The sequence below is a fragment of the Aquisphaera insulae genome (assembly GCF_011064615.1).
Taxonomy (GTDB): domain Bacteria; phylum Planctomycetota; class Planctomycetia; order Isosphaerales; family Isosphaeraceae; genus Aquisphaera; species Aquisphaera insulae.
The window spans coordinates 1-22,470 of sequence record NZ_JAALJH010000117.1 but is presented as its reverse complement, the minus strand read 5'-3'; the positions used below and the strand labels follow the sequence as shown (position 1 = coordinate 22,470).

Sequence of the window (22,470 nt, the reverse complement as noted above, 5' to 3'; positions counted from 1 at the left end):
TGGCCACGGTCTTGCCCGCGCCCGACTGCGTCCCCCCCGACCAGGTCATCGCCCCGGTGACGGTAAGGGTGCCGCCGCCGGTGAGCGTGCCGCCGGACAGGGTAAGGCCGCCGCCGATGGAAGAGGTCGTGGCCAGGGATAATGTATCGGCGCCGATCGAAAGGCTGGACTTGGCGTCGGCGGTCAGGCTGTTCACCGAGTTCGAGGCGCCGGTGTTCAGCGTGACGGTCCCGGGGGTGGTCAGCTTGATGACCACGTCATCGCCGCTACCGGGGAGGACGCCGCCGACCCAGTTGGAGGCGGTGTCCCAGTCGCCGCCGGAGGGGGCGACGGCCGCGTTCCAGGTGATCGTGGAGAGGACGACGCGGTCCTCGAGGAACTCCATCCGCGGCCGGAGCCGAAGCCGCGACCGGCGGCTCCGGTCGGCCTCGCGACGGCCCTGATCCCTCGTACCCTTGCTCACGCCCGGCGTCGATCGATGGAACATGGTGCTTCACTCGGTGAGGATCTCAGGAGCCCGCGTCAGTCCGCCGGACTTCCGAGGCTTCCAGGCTTGCGAATCAGGCGGCGCGCCCCACGATCAATCTGCGCGGCGAATGACAGGACCACCCGGCGCGTACAACGACCGCCGTCGGACCGCATGGCCGATATCAAGAATTTGCTAGATGCAGAATATGTGCGCGACTCAACGCAATGAGCTTGTTCAGCCGGGGCCAGGCCGTTAGCCTACAGGCATGCACCCGTGCGTCGTATTCTCAGAGCAACCGCCCGCGGCTGGATGATTCCGGCCTGAACAGGCTCTGAAAGAGGTTTTGCGATACTTCCCCGGAGGTAACAGGCGACTCGACGATTTTCGATCGTCGAGGACGGAGGATCGCGATGGGGCTCGACGGCCGGGAGACCGAGGAGTTGCTGGGGCGGGTGGCTGGCGGGGACCGGGAGGCCGCGGGCCGGTTGCTGGAGCGGCATCGCGGGCGGCTGCGGCGGTTGGTGGCGCGGCGGCTGGATCGGCGGATCGCGGGGCGGCTCGATCCGTCCGACGTGGTCCAGGACGCGCTGGGGATCGCGAGCGGTCGGGTCGCCGTGTATGCCCGGGAGAGGCCGGTCCCGTTCTCCTGCTGGCTCCGCCGCCAGGCGCTCTTGCGGCTGGGCTGGCTGCACCGATTTCACCTGGGGACGGCGAAGCGGTCCGCGGCCTGCGAACGGCCCGCGCCGGCGACGACGACCGGCGGCATGCCCGCCTGCCTGATCGACTCCGGGACGAGCCCCAGCGAGGCCGCCTTCCGCGGCGAGGAATGCCGCCTTGTCCGCGAGGTCCTGGGCCGGATGAGCTCCGCAGACCGCGAGGTCCTCTCGCTCCGCTACATCGAACGGCTCTCCATGGCAGAGATCGCCGGGCGGCTCGGGATCCGCGAGGATGCGGCCAAGATGCGGCACGCCCGGGCGATCCGGCGGTTCCGCGGCCTGCTCGCGGGCGATGGGGATGTACAGCCGTGATCGCGCCGGCGGACGAGCCCGAGCGGACCGTTGGAGACCTCGCGGGCGAAGGCCCGGAGCAGTCGGCGATGGAGGAACTGCTCGCGGTCGTCGAGCTGCTCGACCGGGCCGGGCGGGAGATGGGGCGGAGCGAAGCCGAAGCCGAGGCCGATCCGATCGCGTCCGGCTCGCTCGGCGATTTCGCGATCGGCCGGGTGATCGGCCGGGGGGGGATGGGGGTCGTCTACGAGGCGACCCAGCGGTCGCTGAATCGCCAGGTCGCCCTCAAGATTCTCCCCGCGGCCTGCGACGATCCCCGCAAGCTCCAGCGGTTCCGCGTCGAGGCGATGGCCGCGGCGTGCCTGAGGCATCCGCACATCGTCCCGGTCTACCTGACCGGCTCCGAGGAGGACTGCCACTTCTACGCGATGCAGCTCATCGAGGGTCGCACCCTGGCCGCGGTCGTCGCGGAGCGGCCCTCGCACCGCGAGGCGGCGGAGCTGGGCCGCCAGGCCGCGTCGGCCCTCCAGTATGCCCATGAACAGGGAATCATACACCGGGATGTGAAGCCGTCCAACCTGATGGTGGACCGCTCCGGATGGCTCTGGGTGAGCGACTTCGGGCTGGCCCGCGTGGCCGGGCAGTCGGACCTGACGCAGTCGGGCGCGATCCTCGGCACCTTACGCTACATGAGCCCGGAGCAGGCCGCCGGCTCGCGGGCCACCGTCGATCATCGGACCGACGTGTACTCGCTGGGCGCCACGCTCTACGAACTGGTCGCCGGCCGCCCGGTGTTCGAGGCCGACGGGGACAGTCGACTTGGCCTGCTCCGGCAGATCGTGGAGGAGCAACCCCGCCGGCCCAGGCTGATCGACGCCTCGATCCCGCGCGACCTGGAGACGATCGTCCTGAAGTCGCTTGCGAAGGATCCGGCCGCCCGCTACGCGACGGCCGGCGAGATGGCCGACGACCTGGGCCGATTCCTCGACGGCCGGCCGATCCTGGCGAGGCCGCCCGGGCCGCTCGACCGCGCGTCGAGCTGGGCCCATCGCCATCGGAGGGCGATGGCGACGGCGGTGATCCTCGCCGTGGTGGCCTCCATCGCCGCGGCCGGATTCGCGGTCTGGCGAGACGGCCTGCTCCGCCGCCACAACCGGGACCTCTCCGTGGCGCTCACGCGGGCCGAGACCAACGAGCAATCCACTCGCCGGCTCCTCTACGACTCCCAGATCAGGCTATCTCAACAGGCCAACGCCTCGGGCCAGCCGGAACTGGCCCAGGAGATCCTGGCGAGTCTTGCCCCCGGAGCCGACGGCCGCGACCTCCGCGGCTTCGAGTGGCATTATCTGAACCGGGCGAGCCATCGAGGCGTCTCGGTCCTCGCCGACCATGAGTCGTCCGCGATGGTCGTCTCGCACGATGGGAGGCTCCTGGCCCTCGGCGGCGGCGACGGATCGATCCTCCTCCACGACCTGGACGCGGGTAGAGAGCTCGCGCGTTTTCCGGCGCACTCGGGCGAGGTCGCCGGCCTGGCCCTTTCGGCGGATCGACGCGTGCTCGTCTCCTGGATGAAGGGAATCGGACCGGGAGCCGAGGTCGACGGCCCGGGGGAGGTCAAACTCTGGGATCCCGAGACCGGCCGTCCGATCGCCTCGCTGCCGGGGATCGAGGGGGCCGTCATCGGCGTCATGCTCTCCGATGACGGTAAGGCCCTCGCCGTCCAGCAACATGGCCTGAAGGGCGAGCGGTCGCGAAATCGTGCCCTGCTCTGGAGACTGATCGGCGGATCGCCGGATTCCGCGGCCTCGCCCCTTCCGGTCTCCTGCGACCGGATGGCGCTGTCTCCGGATGGGCGATGGCTGGCGACCGCCCGTTACGACGGGCCGGAGATCACTCTCCGCGCCGCCGCGGACGGGCGTCCCGAGGCCACGCTCGCCCATCGCGGGCCGGAGGTCGGCGGCCTCGTCTTTTCCCCCGACAGTCGATTGCTGGCAGCCCATGACTGGTCGATCACCTTCTGGGACGTTCCGTCCCGTCGCGAGCTCGGGTCGATGCCGATCCCGGCGATCAAGCACGGCGAGTTTGCCGCGGACGGCGACACGTTCGCCGGCGACCCCGTTGTGGGCAAGGATGCGGTCCTGATCGCCGAGGTCCGCGAGGTTCCCCGACGAATCCCCCTGGAGGGGATCTCGGCCGACGGTCTGAGCGTGGCGCTCTCACCCGATAGGCGTGCCATCGCTTGCGGCGGCGTCGGGCTTGAGGCCGCGATCTGCGATACCTCGACGGGAAAGCGGCTGGCTAACTATCCCCACGGAGGCGGCAACGTCCGCTGCCTGGCCTTCACGCCGGGCGGGGACTCGCTGATCTTCAGTGCGGCCGATGGCCGGATCCGCGCCTGGCGGCTCGGCCGGCCGCCGGAGCCCTCCGTCCGGATCGCGGCCCACAGGGCCGAGGTCTGGGGGCTGGCCTTCTCTCCCGACGGATCGATGCTGGTCTCCTCCGCCGACGACCACACCATCAAGCTCTGGAATGTCCGCGACGGGTCGCCGATCGCCACGCTCAAGGGGCACGGCGCGCTCGTGTCCGCCGTGGCGATCGCGCCGGATGGCCGGACCCTCGCCAGCGCCAGCTTCGATCGAACGGTCCGGCTCTGGGATCTCCCCTCGGGCAAGCCCCGCGCGGTGCACTCCGGCCACACCGATCGCGTCCGTGCCGTGGCCTTCTCCGCCGACGGCCGATTCGTGGGCTCTGGCGGCTCCGACGGCAAGGTACGGCTGTGGGATGCGGCGGACGGCCGGTCGGTGGCGTCATTCCCGGGCCATTCCGACACCGTCCGCGCCCTGTCCTTCTCGCCGGTCGGATCGCTGCTGGTCTCTTCGGGCAACGACCGGATGTTCCACGGGATCGAGGTGCCGAGCGGCCGCGAGGTCTTCTCGTCGTCCTCGCCCCGCCAGGCGGGCTCGCTTGCGTTCTCTGCCGACGGCCGCGTGCTCGCCGTGGGTGACGACCTGGGCGGACTTTCGCTCTGGGATACCGGGAGCTGGGCCCGCCGCTGGCTCGTGAAAGCCTCTGACGCTGCAGTCTGGGGCCTGGCCTTCTCGCCCGACAGCCGGACCCTCGCTGGTGCCTGCGGCGACGCGAAGGTCCGACTCTGGGATCCCGTCACGGGCCAGATGACCCTGATCCTTGAAGGACACACGGCCCGGGCCAATGCCGTCGCCTTCTCTCCCGATGGCTCAACCCTCGCCTCGGCGGGCCACGACGGGTCGATCATCCTCTGGAGGGGAGCCAAGGCGGGGTCTCGATAGCGGGCCGAGGGGGTGACTTTCGTACCGAGGGGCGATGGCGCGGGCCCGACGCGAGCCGTACAATGCCGGAGATGAAAGCCCCACACGTGGGACGTCTGGGCCGCTCCGGCCAAGTGCCGACCGGAAGCTGAACACGAGGTCTACGATGAGAGTCGCCTCATTCATCCTCATGGCGATGAGCCTGTCGCTGGGCGCGACGGCCGCCGAGCCCCGCTTCGCGAAGGGCCTGCCCGATCGGCCGGACTTCTTCCCGATCGCCGTCTGGCTCCAGGATACTTCCAACGCGGAAAAGTATCGGGACATCGGCATCAACGTTTATGTCGGCCTCTGGCGGGGCCCGACGAAGTGGCAGCTCGACCAGCTCGACGCCGCCGGGATCCGCCTGATCTGCGGTCAAAGCGCGGCCGCGCTGAAGTTCAAGGACCGCGCGACGATCGTCGGCTGGATGCACGGCGACGAGCCCGACAACGCGCAACCTCTCGGGGAGGGCAAGGGTTATGGGCCGCCCATCCTGCCGTCGAAGATCATCGCCGACTACCGGGAGATCCGCCGCGCCGATCCCGATCGGCCCGTCCTGCTGAACCTGGGCCAGGGCGTCGCCTGGGACGGCTGGTACGGCCGCGGGACGCGGACGAACCATCCCGAGGATTACCGCGAGTATGCGAAGGGCAGCGACATCGTGTCGTTCGACATCTATCCGGCGTGCAGCACCGACGCGGCCGTCGCGGGCAAGCTGTGGTACGTGCCGCACGGCGTGAAGCGCCTCCGCGAGTGGGCCGGCCCGGACAGGCCGGTCTGGTGCTGCATCGAGACGACCCGGATCGGCAACCTGAACCGCAAGGCCACGCCGGCCGAGATCCGCGCCGAGGTCTGGATGGCCCTGATCCGGGGCGCGAGGGGGATCGTCTACTTCGCCCACCAGTTCCAGCCGACGTTCATCGAGGCCGGCCTCCTCGCCGACCCTGACGTGGCCAGGCAGGTCGCGGCGATCAACCGCCGGATCCGCGAGCTGGCCCCGGTCCTGAACAGCCCGGACGTGGCCGACAGCGTGAAGGTCGAGGTCTCAGGGGGCCGGGCGGAGCAGGTCGCCACCCTCGTGAAGCACCGCGGCGATTCCACCTACGTCTTCGCCGCGTCGCTCGACGAGAAGCCGGCCGAAGTGCGCTTCCGCCTGACTGCCGGGGCGGGAGAATTGGTTGAGCTGCTCGATGAAGCAAGGACGCTTGGAGCGGCCGCTGGTTGCTGGTCGGATCGCTTCAAGGGGTATGAGGTTCACCTCTATCGAGTTCACGGGCGATAATCTGCTGCATCGCACGTCCGGGCCGGTTACGCATCACTCGAGTCGCGTCTGGTTGAGCATTGATCTCTCACGATAGTCTGGAGAGAAGAGTGGCGCTCCCTGTGGATGGTTCGATGCGATGAATCGGAGGGAGGAGAGCATGAGCGATGATCCGGCCGTCGAGATCCAGGAAGAGGTAGGCCCGTGCGCGACCGAAATTCCGATTACGATCGCAGTGAGCTTGCCCGCGCGAGTTCACCGCGATCCGGACGGTGTGGTCTGGGCCGATGTCCCCGCCCTACCAGGCTGCGTGGCAGGCGGCGATGACCTCGACGAGGTGCTGGCCAACCTGAAAGAGGCCGCCGAGGGCTGGCTGCTCGCCAAAGGAGACATCGAGACGAAAGGCTGGCCGGGGCCATGAAGCCGGTCTCTGGCACGCACCTTTGCAAGGTGCTGCGGCGTCAGGGATGGGTGCTCATTCGGATCAACGGCAGCCACCACATCTACGGGCGGCCGGATTTTCCGGCACTCCTCACGGTGCCCGTTCACGGCAATCGGGACATGGCCACGGGGACGCAACGGGCACTGATGCGGGCGGCAGGGTTGACCGATGAGGATCTGTGATGGCGGCTCTTCGACAACGAGGGAGCGGTGGCGATCAAGAAGTTGATTTCGGATGAGGAGGTTCTGACCCAAGCGGATGCGATTGCAGCCGCCGCGGCGCGGTTCCGGCTCACAGCTACGGGTTTGATGAACCGCTTGTCGAGGAAGCTGGCCATTCCGTTGGAAGCGTTCTACAGCCTGGAGTACCGGCCTCGGCTTCGTCGGGACTGGTTCCGGGATCAGTGGAAGGGCCGACTGAGCTTCCGTTGGGGTTATGCGTTCCACGGTTACGAGTGCGGCTTCAGAGACCGTCTCACGGGCCAGGACGTCGATGTGATCTTAGGCTTCCCGGGGGAGTTCGGCGTGCTCGACCCGTTCTTCTTCGCGCGGTTCGTCGCCACGACGAGGGGTCTGGAACGGGTCGCGGCGATCTTCAAGGACAGCTTCCACGATCCCCTTCGAGCCATGGAGGTGCTGGAGCGGTATGGCCGCCTCGTTAGGATCACTGACCAGGTCGCCGGACGCAGCGGACTGGTGGCGAACGAGAAGTGAACTGACCCGGAAACCTCACACGATCCCCCAAAGTGGGGCGGCAACTCTCACGCCGGCAGCGTCCGCCGGAAGAACCGCAGCCAGTTGCCGTGGAAGATGGCGTCGATCGCGGCGGAGTCATAGCCGCGGCCCGAGAGGATCCCGTCGAGCTTCTGGAGGTCGGAGATCCGATCGAGGCCCGCGGGGACTTGCTCGGTGCCGAAGCCGCCGTCGAGGTCGCTGCCGATCGCCACGTTCGTGGGCTTGCCCGCGAGCTGGGTGATGTGGTCGATGTGATCGGCCAGGGCCTCCAGCCGGACGACGTCGCGCGAGGTCTTGCCGCGGACCCAGCCGGGGGCGAGCATCCAGGCGTCGAGCGCCACGCCGATCACGGCGTCGCGCTCGAGCAGCAGCCGGATCTGGTCGTCGGTGAGCTGGCGCTGGTCGGGCACGAGCGACCGGCAGTTGTGATGGCTCGCCAGCACCGGGCCGCTGTAGGTGGCAAGGGCCTGGAAGAAGCTGGTGTCGGAGAGATGGGTCGCGTCGAGGATCATCCCGAGCTTCTCGAACTCCTTGAGGAGCCGGACACCGTCGGAGGTGAGCGGCCCGTCCGTGCCGGTCCCGGCGGCGTAGCGGTTCTCGCCGTAATGGACGAGGTTCACGGAGCGGAGGCCGAGGTTCCACCAGGCCCCCGCCTGCTCCGGCTCGACGATCGGGTCGGCCCCTTCCATGGCCAGGATGTAGCCGATCGGGGGCGCAGGGGTGGCCTCGCCCGCGGCGGCCTCCCACGCCTTCCAGTGGGCGTCCAGGTCGGCGGCCGTCCGGATCATCTTCAGGAGCCCGCGACGCTCGAGGAGGAAGTAATACGCGAGCTGGCCGCGGGCGATCGCCGAGGTGACGTCGGCGTTGACGAAGTCCAGGCTCATCCGCGGTGAACCTTCGGGCTTCCTCGCCTGCGGCCGGCTGCGGGCCAGCAGGGTCGCCTGGCAGGCGGCGATGCCCCCCTTGAGTAGCTCCGGCAGGCTGGTCGTCGCCCGCCCCCGCGCCGGGTGGTCGGTCATGCCGGCCTCGGCCAGGTTCAGGAGGTCCAGGTCCAGCGTCAGGTCGCGGTCCCAGGAGAGGGCGTTCCAGGCCAGGTCGAGGTGTCCGTCGAAGATCAGTCGCATCGCGTTTCGCCCCGGTCGACCCGGCGGCCCGGCCCGTCGCGGGCGGCCACCGGCCATGCTAAGGTATACACCAGGCGGAGCCTCCCCCGCAACGATTTGGGTCGAAATATCGTGATTCGTGAATGACAGCCGCCGGCCACGTTCGGGGCCTCGGGAGGGCGGCATGGCCCTCCTCCCGAGCCAACCATGAAGATCGTCACCCTGGCCGTCCCGGCCCTCGCCTTCCTCCTCCCTGGACTCCCGGCCCTCGCCGCCGATCCGCCCCCATGGGACGTCGCCTCGCCCGACGGCAAGGTGGTCCTGGCCGTCTCCCGGGCCGGGGAAGGCGGCAATTCGACCCTCGTGCTCTCGGCCTCGATCGCGGGGAGTCCGCTGCTCGCCGACTCACCGCTGGGGATCGCCCGCGTCGACGCCCGGTTCGTCGAGGGCCTGAGCCTCGATTCGGCCGGTGCGGTGTCGTCGCACGACGCGAAGTACACCGTACTCCACGGCAAGCGCCGCGAGGTGATCGACCGCTACAACGAGCGGACGCTGGCGTTCCGGAATGCGGAGGGGGCGAAGCTCGAGATCGTGCTCCGGGCCTACGACGACGGCATCGCCTACCGCTATCGCTTCCCCGACGACGGCTCGAAGGCGGTGCGCACGGTCAAGGAAGAAGCCTCCGGTTTCCGGCTCCCGGCGGGCACCACCGTCTGGGCCAACCCGCACGACGACCCGAGCGAGTACACGCCCGGCTACGAGACCTTCTGGAAGTTCGCCATCCCCGCGGGCACCCCGGCGCCGAAGGCGGCCGGCTGGTCGTTCCCGCTCCTCTACAGGACCCCGGCCGGGAGGTGGGGGCTGATCACCGAGGCGTCGCTTGACCGCACGTACTGTGGCGCCCGGCTCGCCCGCGAGGCCCCTGGGGGCCTCTACGCGTTGCGGTTCCCGGACGCCGGCGAGGGGAACAACACCGGCTCCGTCGAGCCGTCCTGGACGCTCCCCTGGGCCACGCCATGGCGCGTCGTGATCGCGGGCGAGTCCCCCGCGCCGATCGTCGAATCGACGCTCGTGGAGAACCTGAATCCCCCGTCGGTCGTGACCGACGGGAGCTGGATCAGGCCCGGCCGCGCCTCGTGGAGCTGGCTCTCCGACCCTCCGAGTCCCCAGGACGCTTCGAAGCTCAAGCCGTTCGTGGACCTCGCCGCCGAGATGGGCTGGGAGTACACCCTGATCGACGCCAACTGGGACATCATGCGCAACGGCACGATCCACGACGTGATCGGGTACGCGAAGTCGAAGGGCGTGGGCCCGCTCATGTGGTACAACTCGGGCGGGCCGCACAATTACGTGACCGAGCGTCCCCGAGGACTGATGGACCTTCGCAAGGTCCGCCGCGCCGAGTTCCAGCGGCTCAAGGAGTGGGGCGTCAAGGGGGTGAAGGTCGACTTCTTCCAGAGCGACAAGCAGAACGTGATCGCCCTCTACCAGGACATCCTGGAGGACGCCGCCGACTTCCAGATCATGGTGAATTTCCACGGCTGCACGCTGCCCCGCGGCTGGTCGCGGACGTATCCGCACCTCATGGCGATGGAGGCGGTTCGCGGCGAGGAGAGTTACCTCTTCGACGAGCACTACCCGGCCGAGGCGCCCCGGCACAACGCCATCCAGCCGTTCACCAGGAACGCGGTCGGGCCGATGGACATCACCCCCGTGATGCTCCGCGACAACCGCTACAAGCGGCTGACGACCGTCGCGCACGAGCTGGCCCTGCCGATCGTCTTCGAGTCCGGCATCCTCCACTTCGCCGGCACCACGAAGGAGTACCTCGACCTGCCGCCGGTGCCGAAGGAGTACCTCAAGTCGATCCCCGTCACCTGGGACGAGACGAAGCTCCTGGTCGGCGAGCCGGGCCAGCTCGCCGCGATCGCGCGACGGTCCGGCGATGCCTGGTATCTGGGCGTGATCAACGGCGAGGACCGGCCGCGTGAGGTCTCGCTGAACCTGGGCCTGCTCGGCCCCGGCGCATGGAAGGCGACGATCCTGGAGGACGGCGATTCCCATTCCGTCCCGCTCGACCGCAAGGCCGATCTCGCCTCGACCGAGCCCTTCCGGGTCACCCTCCGTCCCGACGGCGGGCTGGTGGCCATCCTGATCCCGAGGCCCACGCGGTGAGCCGTCGCGGAGGCCCTAACCGGCGCGTCCCGGGTGCCGTTCTCGCCGGGGCGCGTCGGGTGTAAGATGGAGGTGAGATCGATGTGGTCCCGTAATCGGCCAGATCGTCGGGGGAGATCGTCCCATGAGCACGCGGATTGCCCGGCCGTTGCCTACCGAGATTGTCTATCCGGACAGCGACGGTGAGCCCATGGCGGACAATAACCTCCAGTACCAGTGGATTGTCACCATCACGGGGAATCTCGAGCTCATCTTCCTCGACGACCCCGACGTTTTTGTCGTGGGCAACATGCTCTGGTATCCGATCGAAGGGGACAACAAGACCCGGATCGCCCCGGATACCATGGTGGCGTTCGGCCGGCCCAAGGGCTATCGCGGCTCCTACATGCAGTGGATCGAGAACGGCATCGCGCCGCAGGTGGTCTTCGAGGTCCTCTCGCCCGGCAATCACGGGCCGGAGATGGCGCGGAAGCGAGACGCCTACGAGCGATTCGGCGTGGAGGAATACTACGTCTACGACCCAGATGACGACATCCTGACGGGCTGGCTCCGCCGGGGCGATCGGCTGGTCGCGATCCCGGACACGGAAGGTTGGGTGAGTCCTCGCCTCGGCATCAGATTCGACACGACGACGCATCCGATGACGATCTACGGGCCCGATGGCAAGCGGTTCCTCACCATGACCGAACTCGGACTCCGGGCGGGCCAGGTGGATGCGGCGGTCGAACAGCGCGATGCGGCGATCGAACAGCGCGACGCGGCGGTCGAACAGCGCGATGCGGCGGTCCGCGAGCGGGATCTCCTGCTGGCGAAACTGCGGGCGCTCGGGATTGAGCCCTGATCGGGGAGAATTCCTCGGCCATGAGGAGCATCCATGGGCCGGGCGGGGGGATGCGGGTCTCCGCGGCGAACGTCCGCGGGTCGCTCGGTCCGGCCGCGCGGGCGGCCGTATCAGATATGCTCCTGATCGTCGTACCGCCCGCCGAGATTGATCCAGCAAGTTGCCTCCTGCATTGCGTCGTCATCGCCCTGGGCCGGATTGGGCCGGACCCCCGGGCCGCCGCCCGGACGATCCTCCGACGGTTCGACGATCCGGCCCACGACGAGGACGACGCAATCGTGCTCGCCCTGGACCGCATCGGCGAACCTCCGGTCCGGAAGCTCATCGACCGACTGCGGTTGGACGCATCCTCCCTCGCATTTCTCCGATGCCCGATTCCCAGCCGGCGGGGCGGGAGGGTATCCTGACAGGAGAGATGCTCGGCGGGGCAGGCCATCGGTCGTCGTCGGGTCGGTCGCGGAAATCGTCCGGCTCCGACCCAATATCGGGGCGCGGCGGCCGAAAGCCTGGGGAGGAGGTATCCCGATCATGTCATACGGCGGCAATGCCGATCCCACGGGGATCCAGGTGACGTTCCTGGATCAGACCGGATCCAAGTCGGTCAAGGCGGTCATCGCCTACACGGTCCCCGTGAGCCGGATCATCCCGAACATCATCACCAAGATGAACCTGCCGGCGACCAGCCCCGACGGCCAGCCCATGAGCTACGCCCTGGATCACAAGGAGGGGGGCCGTCGGCTGCTCGAGAACTGGACCCTCGTCGAGGCCGGCATCCAGAACGGCGACCACCTGATCGTCTATCCGGAAGTCGTGGCCGGTCGGGCCTGAATCGATCCGAACCGACCCGGCCGGGCGCGGTCCGACCGTGTCAAGGCGCCCGCGAACTTACCAGAGAGGACGGCGCCAGCCCTCGTCGCGGGCGCCGCCAAAGCATGTATGAATCTCCTCGCATCCGGCGGCTCAAGAACGACCTGGCGGCGCTGGAGCGCCTCGCCGCGGAGAGCTCGATCTTCCGGTTCCAGCCCTCCGGCCGGCCGCCGAACGCCTACTCGATCGTCTTCGACGGCAAGGGACTGAGCCGCGATCGAGGGAAGGTGCGGGTCGTCCACTCGCACAAGGTCGAGATCAAGCTGGGGGCCTCGTACCCCCGCACGATCCCGGAGCTGCGGTGGCTGACGCCGATCTATCATCCGAACATCTCGGAGATCGGCATGATCTGCCTGGGGGGCTATGGCACGCACTGGGTGCCCAGCGTGCAGCTCGACGAGCTCTGCACGATGCTCTGGGACATGGCCCGATACCACAATTACGACATCCGCAGCCCCTACAATCGCGACGCGGCACTCTGGGTCGCCAATCAGACCGCCATCCTCTTCCCGACCGACAGCCGCCCCCTCCGGGACCTCCGCGCGGCCCAGGGTCGGATCGAGGCGTCGGCCGCGGCCGATTCCGCGAAGCTCGACGCCGAGGCACGCCGGCCGCGGCGTCGATCGATCTTCAAGCTCGGCTCCGAATCCGATTCCCCGACCCCCATCGAACGCGTCCGCCGCTTCATGGAGGGCTACGGCTGGTCGCGATCGGAGGGCGAATCGACGCCCCTGCCCTTGACCGCGGCGGCGGAAGCGGCCGTCGCCCCCGCGGATCCGCCGCGGCCGGAATCGCGAGCCGCCGGGCCCGTCGGGGAGCCGACGATCGACGATCTCGTCGGGACCGAGGCGACGCCCGGAGAGCCCGTTAACGTGGCCCCGCCGCCGACGCCGGGAGGCGACGCCTGGCCCCCGCGGGTGCAGTTGACGAGCCCCCCGGAGCCCGCTCCTTCGCCCCCCGCCGGCGACGAGCCCGAGCCGGTCCTGATCCTCGACTGGGAGGAATCGGCCCCGGCCGCCCCGCCTCGTCCGACGACCGAGAGCGAGGAGATTCTCTTCATCGAATGATGACGTGAGTCGACGCCTCGCGGCGACAGGAGCCCAATCGCGATGAAATCGAACGAGCCCGCCGCCGATCCCTCGCCGCCTCTCGCGGATCGCTCGGCCTCTTCCGAGGCCGAGGCCGAATCCGCCCCCCTGCGGATCGACGACGACGACCGCTACGGCCGCCTCCGGCTGATCTCCTGGTGGCGGCAGGAGCGGCTGGCCGCCGCCCGGATCCTGGTCGTCGGCGCCGGGGCGCTCGGGAACGAGGTCCTCAAGAACCTCGCGCTCGTGGGCGTCGGCACGACCTACGTCATCGACCTCGACGAGGTGGACACCTCCAACCTGTCGCGCTCGGTCCTCTTCCGCGCGGGAGACTCCGGCGCGTCCAAGGCCGATGTCGCCGCGCGGCGGGCCCTGGAGCTGAACCCGGAGATCGCCATCATCCCGATCCACGGCGACGTCATCACGGACGTCGGCCTCGGCCTCTTCGCCGACGTCGACCTCGTGATCGGCTGCCTGGACAACCGCGAGGCCCGGCTCTGGGTCAACCGCCAGTGCTGGAAGGTCGGCACGCCCTGGGTGGACGCCGGCATCCAGGAGATCCAGGGCGTGGTCAAGGTCTTCGTCCCGCCGGACTCCGCCTGCTACGAATGCGCGATGACCGAGCGCGACTATCAGCTCCTGAATCTCCGCTATAGCTGCCCGCTCCTGAAGCGCGACGAGATCCTCGCGGGCAAGGTCCCGACGGCGCCGACGATCGCGTCCATGATGGCGGCGCTGGAGGTCCAGGAGGCGCTCAAGATCCTCCACGGGATGCCCGTGGCCGCGGGCTCCGCGCTGGTCTTCAACGGCGTGGCCAACCAGTTCTATTCCACCCGGCTGCCGCGGCGGGAGAACTGCCTGAGCCACGAGACGTACCCGGAGCCGGCCGAGGTGCCCCTCGGCCACGAGGACACCGTGGCGGAGCTGTTCGCCGTCGCCCGCGACGGCACGGAGGCCGAGCCCGGCCTGGAGGGCCCGCTCAGCCTGGCCCTGGAGCGGGAGCTCGTCGCCGCGGTGGAGTGCCCGCGCTGCGGCTGGCGTGTGGAGGTGAACCGGCCGCGGACGAAGGTCCGTCAGTCCGAGGCGACCTGCCCGAACTGCCGCGAGGCGGCCCGGCCGGAGATCCTCAGCGGCGTCGAGGAGGGCTCGCCCCACGCCGCAGGGACGTTGAAGGGGGCCGGCGTGCCGGCGTACGATATCGTCCGGGTGGACGGCGCGGAGGAGTCCCGCTTCTTCCTCCTGGCCGGCGATCGACGGGCCGTCCTGCGCGACCACGACGGGGAGGACGGCCGTTGAGCGGCGACGAGATGAGCTTCGAGGAGGTCCGCTACCGCGAGCCCGTGCGGATGCTCCGGCCCGATCGCGACGTCCGGTTCGCGTGCCTCTCGTATCAGGTCCCCGGCACGAACGACCTGCCGATCTTCGTCGACCACCGCGCCGCCGACGCCATGGAGCGACACGCCCTCTCCGACACCTCGGTGGAGCTCGGCGGCATCCTCCTGGGCAAGGAATGCATCGACGAGCTTTCGAACACCCCCTTCGTCTGGATCACCCAGTCCCTCCAGGCCAAGCACTACGCCAATACCCAGGCGAGCTTCACCTACACGCACGATTCCTGGGAGGAGATCAGCCGGGAGCGGGACAAGCTGTTCCCCGACCTGGACATCGTCGGCTGGTATCACACCCACCCGAGCTTCGGCATCTTCCTCTCGCATCATGACCTGTTCATCCACGAGCACTTCTTCGCCCAGTCGCTCCAGGTGGCGTACGTCATCGACCCGATCCAGCAGACGCGCGGGTTCTTCCAGTGGCGCGACCGGCGGATGGTGCAGGTGGAGGGCTTCTACCTGACCGCCGATCGCGGCGACCGGTCGGACCTGGCCCGGGTCGCCAACGACCTCGAGAACTTCCCCAGCCCTTCAGGCCCAGGAGGCGGGGGGCTGTCCCCCCGCCTCGAGGCGGAGCTCATCAAGATGCTCTCTCGACCCGCGACGCCCGCGTACGTCTCGTCCCCCGCCGAGCGGGCCCAGGCTGCGGTCACCTTCGGCATGCTCGGGATGCTCCTGGGCATGATCGGCGTGGTGGGCGCCCTCTGGATGTACCAGCTCAATTCGCGGATGCAGGAGCAGGCCGACACGCTCAAGTCCCTGGCCGGTGCCGTCGACCGATCGACCGGCGGCCAGCGGCTGGCCATGGATACCCTGCTCGACCGCGCCGGCAAGGAGACCCCGGCCGACTTCCAGGACCGTTACGAGCGGGTGGGCAAGGCCCGCGACGAGGCCCGTCAGCAGCTCGAGGCCCAGCGCGGCATCAACGAGACGCTCGGCGCCCGGGGGAAGTTTCTGGAATTGCAGGTCGCCAAGCTCAACGACGACCTGGCCGCCGCCAGGAAGAAGGCGGCGGAGAACGAGGAAGACGCCAAGCAGACGCAGGCCCTGCGCGAGCGGGTCAACCTGCTGGAGCCGGATCACGACCGGCTCAAGGCCATCGCCGCGACGGTGGAGGGGAAGAAGGCCGACGACCTCTATCGCCGCCTGGGGAACTACCAGCTCGCCACCTACGTCCTCGGTGCCGCGAGCGCCGTGCTGGCCGCGATCCTGGGCTACGTCTACATGAAGTCGATCGACGAGCAGGCGGACGCCGCCACGCCCACCATGCCTCCGCGCCCGGCCGAGCCGACGACCCACCGCATCACCTGATATTGCCGGGGATCGACATGAACATGGATGTGACGGTCGTCCGTCGCGTGGTCCTGGGGGCCCTGACGATATTCCTGGTCGTGCCGGCGATCGCCCTCGCGGTGCAGCCGGCCGCCTCGCCGGAGGCCCGGCCCGGGCCCTCGGCCTCGAGTCCGGCCGTCGACGAGCGGACGCCCGTCGAGGTCCCCACGCCCAGCGAGAAGGCCCTCCGCTACTACGAGGGCAACATGCGACTCTGGGCCTTCCACGTCGCCTGGTCGATCCTGGTGCCGGCCGCGATCTTCTTCGGCGGGCTCTCCGCCCGGATCCGCGAGCTGGCCCGGCGGATCGGCCGCGGCTGGCTCCCCACGGTGGCGGCCTATCTCGTCCTCTACCTGGCGCTGACGGCGGTGCTCGACCTCCCCTTCGACTATTACGCCGGGTTCGTCCGGCAGCACGCCTACGGGATGTCCAACCAGACCTTCGGCAAGTGGCTGGCCGACCTGCTGCTCGCCCAGGGCGTGGACATCCTGGGGGCCGTCCTCTTCGGCTGGGTGCCGTTCCTCCTGCTCGCCCGCTCGCCCCGCCGCTGGTGGCTCTACACGGCGATCCTCTCCGTCCCCTTCCTCTTCCTCGTCGTCCTGATCAAGCCGATCTGGATCGATCCGCTGTTCAACACGTTCGGCCCGATGAAGGACCCGGCCCTCGAGCGGTCGATCCTCGACCTGGCCTCGCGCGCGGGGATCGAGGGGAGCCGGGTCTTCGAGGTGGCCAAGCGGGTGGACACGAACGCGATGAACGCGTATGTCACGGGCCTGGGTGGCACCAAGCGGATCGTCCTCTGGGACACCCTGATCGACGGGATGAACGAGCGCGAGCTCCTCGCCGTCATGGGCCACGAGATGGGCCACTACGTCCTCGGCCACGTCCTGAAGTCGATCCTGCTCTCCTCGCTCGTCACGCTCCTGGGCCTCTTCCTCATCGATCGCGTCGGCTGCTGGGTCGTGACGAGGTCCGCGAATCGGACCGGCGTGGAGAGCCTCGCCGACGTCGCCTCGGCCCCCTTGCTGGCGATGCTCCTGGTCCTCAACAGCCTGCTCCTGGGCCCGATCGTCATGGCCTACAGCCGCCACCAGGAGCACGAGGCCGACCGCTTCTCGCTCGACCTGACGCACGCGAACCACTCCACCGGGATGGCCTTCGTGAAGCTCCAGCGCGAGAACCTGAGCAACCCCCGCCCCGGCCCGATCTACACCATCTTCCGCGGCAGCCACCCGAGCCTCGGCGACCGGATCGACTTCGCCAACAGCTATCATCCCTGGGCGGACGAATGAGCGGGGGAGCATGAGAGAGGGGCACGTGGAGGGCGAGGATCGGGGGCAGCCGGCCGCGAGGAAGCTCCATCCGGGCAAGGCTCGTCACGGCTCGGCTCGCCACAGGCGGACCGACCCGTCGTGCGCCGCCGAGACCAGGACCGTGCCGTCGGGGGAGAACGCCAGCCCGTTGACCTGCGAGCGGTGGGCAGGCAGGGCGAGGATCTCCTGGCCCGTGACGGAGTCCCAGAGGCGTATCGTCCCTCCGGCCCCGGCGGCGGCCAGGGCCGTGCCGTCGGGCGTGAAGGCGACCTGGCGCAGCTCGTTGCCGTCGCCGTGGATGAGACGGAGGGGCATCGACGTCTCGATGTCCCAGACGGCGATTGAGCCCAGCGTATCGGCCGCGGCCACGGACCGGCCGTCCGGGGAGTAGGCCAGGGCCATCAGGCTGGCCCGATTGTGCAGGATCCGGGACGGAGACGCGCGGCCGTGCGCCTCGATGTCCCAGAGTCGGATATCCCCCTCATTGCCGGCCGAGGCCAGGGACCGGCCGCCGGGCGCGAACGCGACGGCGTGGACGGCGTCCCCGTGACCGCGGAGGACAAGGCGCTCGCGCCAGGTGTCGGCGTCCCAGAGCCGGATCGTGCCGTCGGAGCTGGCCGAGGCGAGGAATCGACCGTCGGGGGCGAAGGCGACGGCGCGGACCCGATCCGTGTGGCCCTCGAGGATCGCCCGCGGCCGTCCCGTCGCCGCGTCCCAGATCCGGACGTTGCCCGTCGAGGCGAGGTGGCCGGAGGCCAGGGACCGGCCGTCGGGCGCGAACGCCAGCGAGGAGACCGTGCCCTCGCCCCCCTCCCAGGCCCGGATCAGCCGGCCGGTGGGCGGGTCCCACAGCTTGATCGACGGGTCGGGCTCGGAGTCGTCGCTCCCCGTCGCGACCACGCGGCCCTGGGGGGCAAACGCGACGGCCCAGGCCTCGTCCTTGTGGCCGGCCGGCTGACGGTCGCCGTCGGAAACCCCGCCCGGGAGCCGCCAGAGCCGGACGCTCGATCGGCTCGCGATCAACAGCGACTTGCCGTCCGCGGTGAACAGCACGTTATCGAGCTCCTCGCCCCGGCCGGGGAATGCCGCCAGCGGCCGCCCGGTCGCCGGGTCCCAGAGGGAGGCCGCCGAGGGATCGCCCTCCATCGGGCGGCACGCCAGGGCGATGGCCAGCCGGGTCCCGTCGGGCGAGAAGACGACTCTCGGGGGCCGCGGATGATGGACCTTCTCGGAGACGATCCGCCGGGCGGCGCCGCTCCTGCAATCGATCAGATGGACGTCCTGGCGGACATCAACGGCCGCCAGGTGCGTCCCGTCGGGGCTGATCGCCAATCGCATGATGTCCGGGGGGACCGGGTGGGTGGCCAGGCGACGCCCCGTCCTGCCATCCCAGACCGTCAACCTCGAGGGCGGGGCCGACACGGCGGCGACCACCTCCGCCCCCGACGTGCAGACGGCCGCGCCGATGTCCTGGTCGGAGCCATCGACCTGGAAAGCTCGGACGGTCGTCGCGGTGACGGGGTCCCGGAGGGCGATCGTGGCCCGCGATTCCAGCGTGAGCAGGTCGCCGCCGTTCCATTCCATGTTCGTGGCGGGCACCTCGACGAACCGTGCCAGGAGGCGAGGGCGGCCGGGATCTCCCACAAAGTCCCAGGCCAGGGAGAACGCGGGCGGCTTCCCCCCGAGGTCGAAGAAGGTGCCGACGAGCGTGCCCCCCGGGAGGAACCCGCAACGGCTGCCCTCCGGCCCCCGTGGGACCGGGAGACGAGCGAGGAGGCGCCCCGACGCGACCGCCCAGACCGAGATCGCATCCGGCTCATCCGTGCCCGCGGTCGTCCGGACCACGGCGACGAACGATCCGTCCGGAGAGAACGCCGGCCTGCCGAGCGGGTCGGTCCCCGGGGCGAGCGAGCGGATCGGAGTCCCCGTGGCGGCCTGCCGGAGGACCAGTCCTTCGGTCGAGTCGGTCGTCGCCAGGATCTTCCCGTCCGGGGAGAGGGCCATGTGGCCGAATTGGGGCGTGGGGCCGACCAGCAGCTCGACTTCGCGGCGAGCCCGGAGCCAGAGGTATCGCCAGGCAAAACTCGCGGGGACCTCGTGGCCGCCATTCAATGGGATGTCCCGCAGGATCTCCTGCGCCCGTTCTGCCTGGCCGGCCTCGATCGCCTGCGCCGCCAGGCGGATCTGGGCATTGGTCGCGTGCCGCTCCGAGAGCCGCGCCTGGTCGCGTGCCTCCCTTGCCAGCCGATCGGACCGGCCGATTTCCGCGGCCAGCCTCCCGTTGATCGACCGCAGTCGGGCGTTCGACCAGAGGCTGGTCGCGACCAGGCCCATCAAGGAGATGGTCGCCATCAGGCCCGCGGCCGCCATGGCCTTCCATCGTCGCCTCGACCATCGGATTGCCCGTGCCGCCAGCGTCGACGGCCGGGCGCGGATCGGCCGGTCGGCCAGGAACCGCTCCAGGTCCGCGGCCAGCTCGCCCGCCGTCGCATACCGATCGGCCGGGTCCTTGGCCAGGGTCGTGAGCACGATCGTCTTCAGGTCGGGAGGGATCGCGGCGTCGGCCCTCCGCGCGAAGCGGGGCTCCTCCGAGGAGATCCGGATGAGCAGCTCGGCGCGGTCGTCGCCCTCGAACACGGGACGGAGTGTGAGCATCTCGTAGAGCGTCGCCCCCAGCGCATGGATATCGCTCCTGCCGTCGACGGCCCCGCGTCGGCCACTGGCCTGCTCGGGGCTGAGGTAGCGCAGGGTGCCGAGCACGTCGCCGCTGGCCGTCAGGTCGCTGTCGCCTCGAAGTCGGGCCAGCCCGAAGTCGGCGATCCAGAGTCGACGATCGGCATCCACGAGCAGGTTCGAGGGCTTGACGTCGCGGTGCAGCACGTCGTGGCGATGGGCGTAGTCGAGGGCCTCCGCCGCCTGCCGGACGAGTTCGGCCGCCTCGAGCGGCGGGATCCCGCGGCCGTCGCGCTCCCTCAGCTCTGCGACGATCTGGGCCAGGTTCTTGCCCTCGATCAGGCGCATCGCGAGGTAAGGCACCCCGGACTCGTTCCCGTACGCGTACACGGGCACGATGCTGGGGTGCTGGAGCGTCGCGGCCACCTGGGCCTCGATCTCGAACCGGCGGAGCTGCCGCGGGTCGAGCCGTGACGTCGGCGAGAGGATCTTGAGCGCGACCAGTCGGCCCAGGGAGAGCTGCCTGGCCACATGGACGACCCCGATGCCTCCGCGCCCGATCTCCCGCCCGACCTCGAAGTCGCCCAGCAGATCCGGCGGCTGCCCCGACCTCGCCCGCACCGGGTCGAGGATCTCGCCATCGGCCATCTCGGACAGCAACCGGATCGTCGGCAGGAAACGCCGCAGCGCATCGGTTTCCTCGTGATCGCGCACCTTGGCGGGCACGAGCCGGGGCGGCTCGCCTCGGGCGATCCGGTCGGCCAGATCGGCGACCCGATCGGCCAGCCGCTCGTCGTCGTCTGCCATTCCTCCGGCGAATCCGTCCCTCATGAGCCTGTGGAGGGCTCCACCCCCATCTCCTCGAGCAGGGGGCGGAGCCGCTCCAGCGCGCGCATGTGCCGCATCTTGGCCGCGCTCAGCCCGATGGCGAGCACCGCGGCGACCTCCTCGAAGGCGAGGCGATCGACGTACCGCAGGCTGAGGATCTCGCGATCGGCGTCCTCCATCCGTCCGATCGCCTCGGACAGGAGAAGTCGACGTTCCTCGCGGACCATCCGACGACAAGGGGTCAGTTCGGGGTCCGCCAACTGGTCGGCCCGTCGAGTCGGTCGCGACTGCCGCCTCGCGACCCCGTCGATCCGTTCCTCCCGTCCGATGGCACGGACATTCGAGACGAGGTTGTCCCGATGAGTCCAGGCGAGCCGGTCGGATGCCAGCCGGAAGAGCCAGGCGTAGAAAGGCATTGGTCGATCGCGGAGGTAGTCCGGCAGCCGACGCGCCGCGTCGGCCAGTGTCTCCTGGACCACGTCGGACGGGTCCAGCCGTGCTGCCAGCCGGCGATCCAGCCGCGCCGAGATCATGCGTCGCAGGCGATCGCGGTACGCCTCCAGCAGTCCCCGCATGGCGCCCGGGTCGCCACGGGCCGCATCAGCCAGCAGCCCCTCGACTTGTGCATCGATCGATAGGCTCCCGCTCATCGTGGGTTACGCCTTGGGTTGAACCAGGATCGAAGCAGAGAGGATGTAATCAAGAGTCTGACGGTCCGCTTGGTTGCGTGCAAGCCCGATGCGGAGAGATTTTCCGAACTTCTTATGTGACTTTTCCCGAGAAGGCGCGTGACCCACCGATGGAGGGAAGGAAGGGCCTTTGTCGCCGCAGGCATTCTCGGACATGGGGCGCGGGCGGCTCTCGGGTAGCCCGAACCCAGCCCATCGGAAAGCCCAATGCACATCGATTTCGCTCGGGATCTTTGATCCTTCTTCAATGAAAGAGATCGACTCATGCAAATCCAGGAACAGAATCTGGCGCATCCTGGGAGACGCCATCTCTCTCTGCCGTCCTCCTCACCCGCGGACGGAACTGCCCTGGCCTGTTTTCAGGCGGCGAGTTCGGGCGGTCGCGTTTATTACCTGGACGCGAACGGCAATGTGCAAGAACTGGGCTGGGACGGTGGATGGTTCACCAACCCTGTGACGCAATTGGCGAACGCCGGACCGGCTGCCCCTACCAGCCTCCTGGCCTGTTTTGAAAGTGGCTCGGGAGGTCGCGTCTACTACGTAAGCTCCGATGGCCATGTGCACGAATTGGCGTGGCAGGGCCAATGGAACGACACTGACTTGAATACGAATGGTGGGCAGATGGTCCTGGCCAGGGTGGGGAGTGGCCTCGCGTGCACCAACACAAACTCGGGAGGTCGTGTCTACTTCATCGGCGTGGATCGGCACGTGCATGAACTACGCTACGACGGTCAGCAATGGACTGACACCGATGTCACGTCGCTGGCGGGTGCCGCATTCCCGATTGACGTGAGCGTCCTCACTTGTTTCGACACTGGATCGGGAACTCGGGTCTACTTCGTGGACCAACCCGGCCACTTGCACGAACTGGCATACGTCGGAAGCACCTGGTTCACCACCGACGTGACGAAGCAGACGAAGGCGCACGTCACAC

The 22,470-nt window shown here is 69.2% G+C and carries 18 protein-coding genes and 1 pseudogene; 15 read left to right on the top strand and 4 right to left on the bottom strand.

Annotated features, from left to right (window positions below):
* Nucleotides 1-487 (bottom strand): annotated as a pseudogene (locus G6O54_RS33385) (hypothetical protein); the annotation flags it as partial.
* A gap of 392 nt (nucleotides 488-879) precedes the next feature.
* Between G6O54_RS33385 and G6O54_RS33380 the strand changes: the two are divergent.
* From G6O54_RS33380 to G6O54_RS33355, 6 genes are all read left to right on the top strand, one after another.
* Entirely contained in the window at nucleotides 880-1,497 is a 618-nt protein-coding gene (locus G6O54_RS33380) for a sigma-70 family RNA polymerase sigma factor (RefSeq protein ID WP_165234049.1), read from the top strand.
* Nucleotides 1,494-4,784 (top strand): serine/threonine-protein kinase, encoded by a 3,291-nt coding sequence (locus G6O54_RS33375; RefSeq protein ID WP_165234046.1) that lies wholly within the window; start codon nucleotides 1,494-1,496, stop codon nucleotides 4,782-4,784. The genes G6O54_RS33380 and G6O54_RS33375 overlap by 4 nt, the downstream gene beginning before the upstream one ends.
* Nucleotides 4,785-4,929: 145 nt before the next feature.
* The gene (locus G6O54_RS33370) at nucleotides 4,930-6,084 is read left to right on the top strand and encodes a hypothetical protein (RefSeq protein WP_165234043.1); all 1,155 of its coding nucleotides are present in this window, start codon (nucleotides 4,930-4,932) and stop codon (nucleotides 6,082-6,084) included.
* A gap of 139 nt (nucleotides 6,085-6,223) precedes the next feature.
* Nucleotides 6,224-6,484, top strand: coding sequence for a type II toxin-antitoxin system HicB family antitoxin (locus tag G6O54_RS33365; RefSeq protein ID WP_165234040.1), 261 nt, complete (start codon nucleotides 6,224-6,226; stop codon nucleotides 6,482-6,484).
* Nucleotides 6,481-6,687: a type II toxin-antitoxin system HicA family toxin gene (locus tag G6O54_RS33360; RefSeq protein WP_165234037.1), complete on the top strand. Its 207-nt coding sequence runs from the start codon at nucleotides 6,481-6,483 to the stop codon at nucleotides 6,685-6,687. The genes G6O54_RS33365 and G6O54_RS33360 overlap by 4 nt, the downstream gene beginning before the upstream one ends.
* A 27-nt stretch (nucleotides 6,688-6,714) precedes the next feature.
* Entirely contained in the window at nucleotides 6,715-7,218 is a 504-nt protein-coding gene (locus G6O54_RS33355) for a DUF6896 domain-containing protein (RefSeq protein WP_165234034.1), read from the top strand.
* Between the two features lie 47 nt (nucleotides 7,219-7,265).
* On the opposite strand, the gene G6O54_RS33350 is transcribed toward G6O54_RS33355, so the two are convergent.
* Nucleotides 7,266-8,363, bottom strand: a complete 1,098-nt coding sequence (locus G6O54_RS33350; RefSeq protein WP_165234031.1) for a dipeptidase — start codon at nucleotides 8,361-8,363, stop codon at nucleotides 7,266-7,268.
* A gap of 186 nt (nucleotides 8,364-8,549) precedes the next feature.
* Here G6O54_RS33350 and G6O54_RS33345 point away from each other — a divergent pair, with 186 nt between their 5' ends.
* The 8 genes from G6O54_RS33345 (at nucleotide 8,550) to G6O54_RS33310 (ending at nucleotide 17,325) form a co-directional block, all read left to right on the top strand.
* A complete protein-coding gene (locus G6O54_RS33345) occupies nucleotides 8,550-10,517 on the top strand; it encodes a glycoside hydrolase family 97 protein (protein WP_165234028.1) in 1,968 nt (655 codons plus the stop codon).
* 124 nt (nucleotides 10,518-10,641) lie between these two features.
* On the top strand, nucleotides 10,642-11,358 hold the full coding sequence (locus G6O54_RS33340; RefSeq protein WP_165234025.1) for a Uma2 family endonuclease: 717 nt from the start codon (nucleotides 10,642-10,644) through the stop codon (nucleotides 11,356-11,358).
* Nucleotides 11,359-11,378: 20 nt separating this feature from the next.
* Nucleotides 11,379-11,765, top strand: a complete 387-nt coding sequence (locus G6O54_RS33335; RefSeq protein WP_165234023.1) for a hypothetical protein — start codon at nucleotides 11,379-11,381, stop codon at nucleotides 11,763-11,765.
* A gap of 121 nt (nucleotides 11,766-11,886) precedes the next feature.
* A complete protein-coding gene (locus G6O54_RS33330; RefSeq protein WP_165234021.1) occupies nucleotides 11,887-12,186 on the top strand; it encodes an EsaB/YukD family protein in 300 nt (99 codons plus the stop codon).
* Between the two features lie 104 nt (nucleotides 12,187-12,290).
* On the top strand, nucleotides 12,291-13,292 hold the full coding sequence (locus G6O54_RS33325) for a ubiquitin-conjugating enzyme E2 (protein ID WP_165234019.1): 1,002 nt from the start codon (nucleotides 12,291-12,293) through the stop codon (nucleotides 13,290-13,292).
* Between the two features lie 42 nt (nucleotides 13,293-13,334).
* Complete coding sequence (locus tag G6O54_RS33320; protein WP_165234017.1) at nucleotides 13,335-14,609, top strand: HesA/MoeB/ThiF family protein; 1,275 nt, start codon at nucleotides 13,335-13,337, stop codon at nucleotides 14,607-14,609.
* On the top strand, nucleotides 14,606-16,012 hold the full coding sequence (locus tag G6O54_RS33315) for a Mov34/MPN/PAD-1 family protein (protein ID WP_250847209.1): 1,407 nt from the start codon (nucleotides 14,606-14,608) through the stop codon (nucleotides 16,010-16,012). Before G6O54_RS33320 ends, G6O54_RS33315 begins: the two co-directional genes overlap by 4 nt.
* A gap of 17 nt (nucleotides 16,013-16,029) precedes the next feature.
* Nucleotides 16,030-17,325 (top strand): M48 family metallopeptidase, encoded by a 1,296-nt coding sequence (locus G6O54_RS33310; RefSeq protein ID WP_250847208.1) that lies wholly within the window; start codon nucleotides 16,030-16,032, stop codon nucleotides 17,323-17,325.
* An 84-nt stretch (nucleotides 17,326-17,409) separates the two neighbouring features.
* Here the strand turns inward: G6O54_RS33310 and G6O54_RS38620 are convergent, their stop codons facing one another.
* The gene (locus G6O54_RS38620) at nucleotides 17,410-20,826 is read right to left on the bottom strand and encodes a protein kinase domain-containing protein (protein ID WP_165234014.1); all 3,417 of its coding nucleotides are present in this window, start codon (nucleotides 20,824-20,826) and stop codon (nucleotides 17,410-17,412) included.
* 20 nt (nucleotides 20,827-20,846) lie between these two features.
* A complete protein-coding gene (locus tag G6O54_RS33300; RefSeq protein ID WP_165234012.1) occupies nucleotides 20,847-21,497 on the bottom strand; it encodes a sigma-70 family RNA polymerase sigma factor in 651 nt (216 codons plus the stop codon).
* A gap of 303 nt (nucleotides 21,498-21,800) precedes the next feature.
* Here G6O54_RS33300 and G6O54_RS33295 point away from each other — a divergent pair.
* Nucleotides 21,801-22,470: hypothetical protein (locus G6O54_RS33295; protein WP_165234009.1), on the top strand; the 670-nt coding region annotated here is incomplete at its 3' end.

What these genes read in the sequence shown, in the direction of transcription:
- G6O54_RS33380 (WP_165234049.1), top strand. Translation starts at nt 880, where the DNA reads ATGGGGCTCGACGGCCGGGAGACCGAGGAGTTGCTGGGGCGGGTGGCT.
- G6O54_RS33370 (WP_165234043.1), top strand. Translation starts at nt 4,930, where the DNA reads ATGAGAGTCGCCTCATTCATCCTCATGGCGATGAGCCTGTCGCTGGGC.
- G6O54_RS33365 (WP_165234040.1), top strand. Translation starts at nt 6,224, where the DNA reads ATGAGCGATGATCCGGCCGTCGAGATCCAGGAAGAGGTAGGCCCGTGC.
- G6O54_RS33360 (WP_165234037.1), top strand. Translation starts at nt 6,481, where the DNA reads ATGAAGCCGGTCTCTGGCACGCACCTTTGCAAGGTGCTGCGGCGTCAG.
- G6O54_RS33350 (WP_165234031.1), bottom strand. Translation starts at nt 8,363, where the DNA reads ATGCGACTGATCTTCGACGGACACCTCGACCTGGCCTGGAACGCCCTC.
- G6O54_RS33345 (WP_165234028.1), top strand. Translation starts at nt 8,550, where the DNA reads ATGAAGATCGTCACCCTGGCCGTCCCGGCCCTCGCCTTCCTCCTCCCT.
- G6O54_RS33340 (WP_165234025.1), top strand. Translation starts at nt 10,642, where the DNA reads ATGAGCACGCGGATTGCCCGGCCGTTGCCTACCGAGATTGTCTATCCG.
- G6O54_RS33335 (WP_165234023.1), top strand. Translation starts at nt 11,379, where the DNA reads ATGAGGAGCATCCATGGGCCGGGCGGGGGGATGCGGGTCTCCGCGGCG.
- G6O54_RS33330 (WP_165234021.1), top strand. Translation starts at nt 11,887, where the DNA reads ATGTCATACGGCGGCAATGCCGATCCCACGGGGATCCAGGTGACGTTC.
- G6O54_RS33325 (WP_165234019.1), top strand. Translation starts at nt 12,291, where the DNA reads ATGTATGAATCTCCTCGCATCCGGCGGCTCAAGAACGACCTGGCGGCG.
- G6O54_RS33320 (WP_165234017.1), top strand. Translation starts at nt 13,335, where the DNA reads ATGAAATCGAACGAGCCCGCCGCCGATCCCTCGCCGCCTCTCGCGGAT.
- G6O54_RS33310 (WP_250847208.1), top strand. Translation starts at nt 16,030, where the DNA reads ATGAACATGGATGTGACGGTCGTCCGTCGCGTGGTCCTGGGGGCCCTG.
- G6O54_RS38620 (WP_165234014.1), bottom strand. Translation starts at nt 20,826, where the DNA reads ATGGCAGACGACGACGAGCGGCTGGCCGATCGGGTCGCCGATCTGGCC.
- G6O54_RS33300 (WP_165234012.1), bottom strand. Translation starts at nt 21,497, where the DNA reads ATGAGCGGGAGCCTATCGATCGATGCACAAGTCGAGGGGCTGCTGGCT.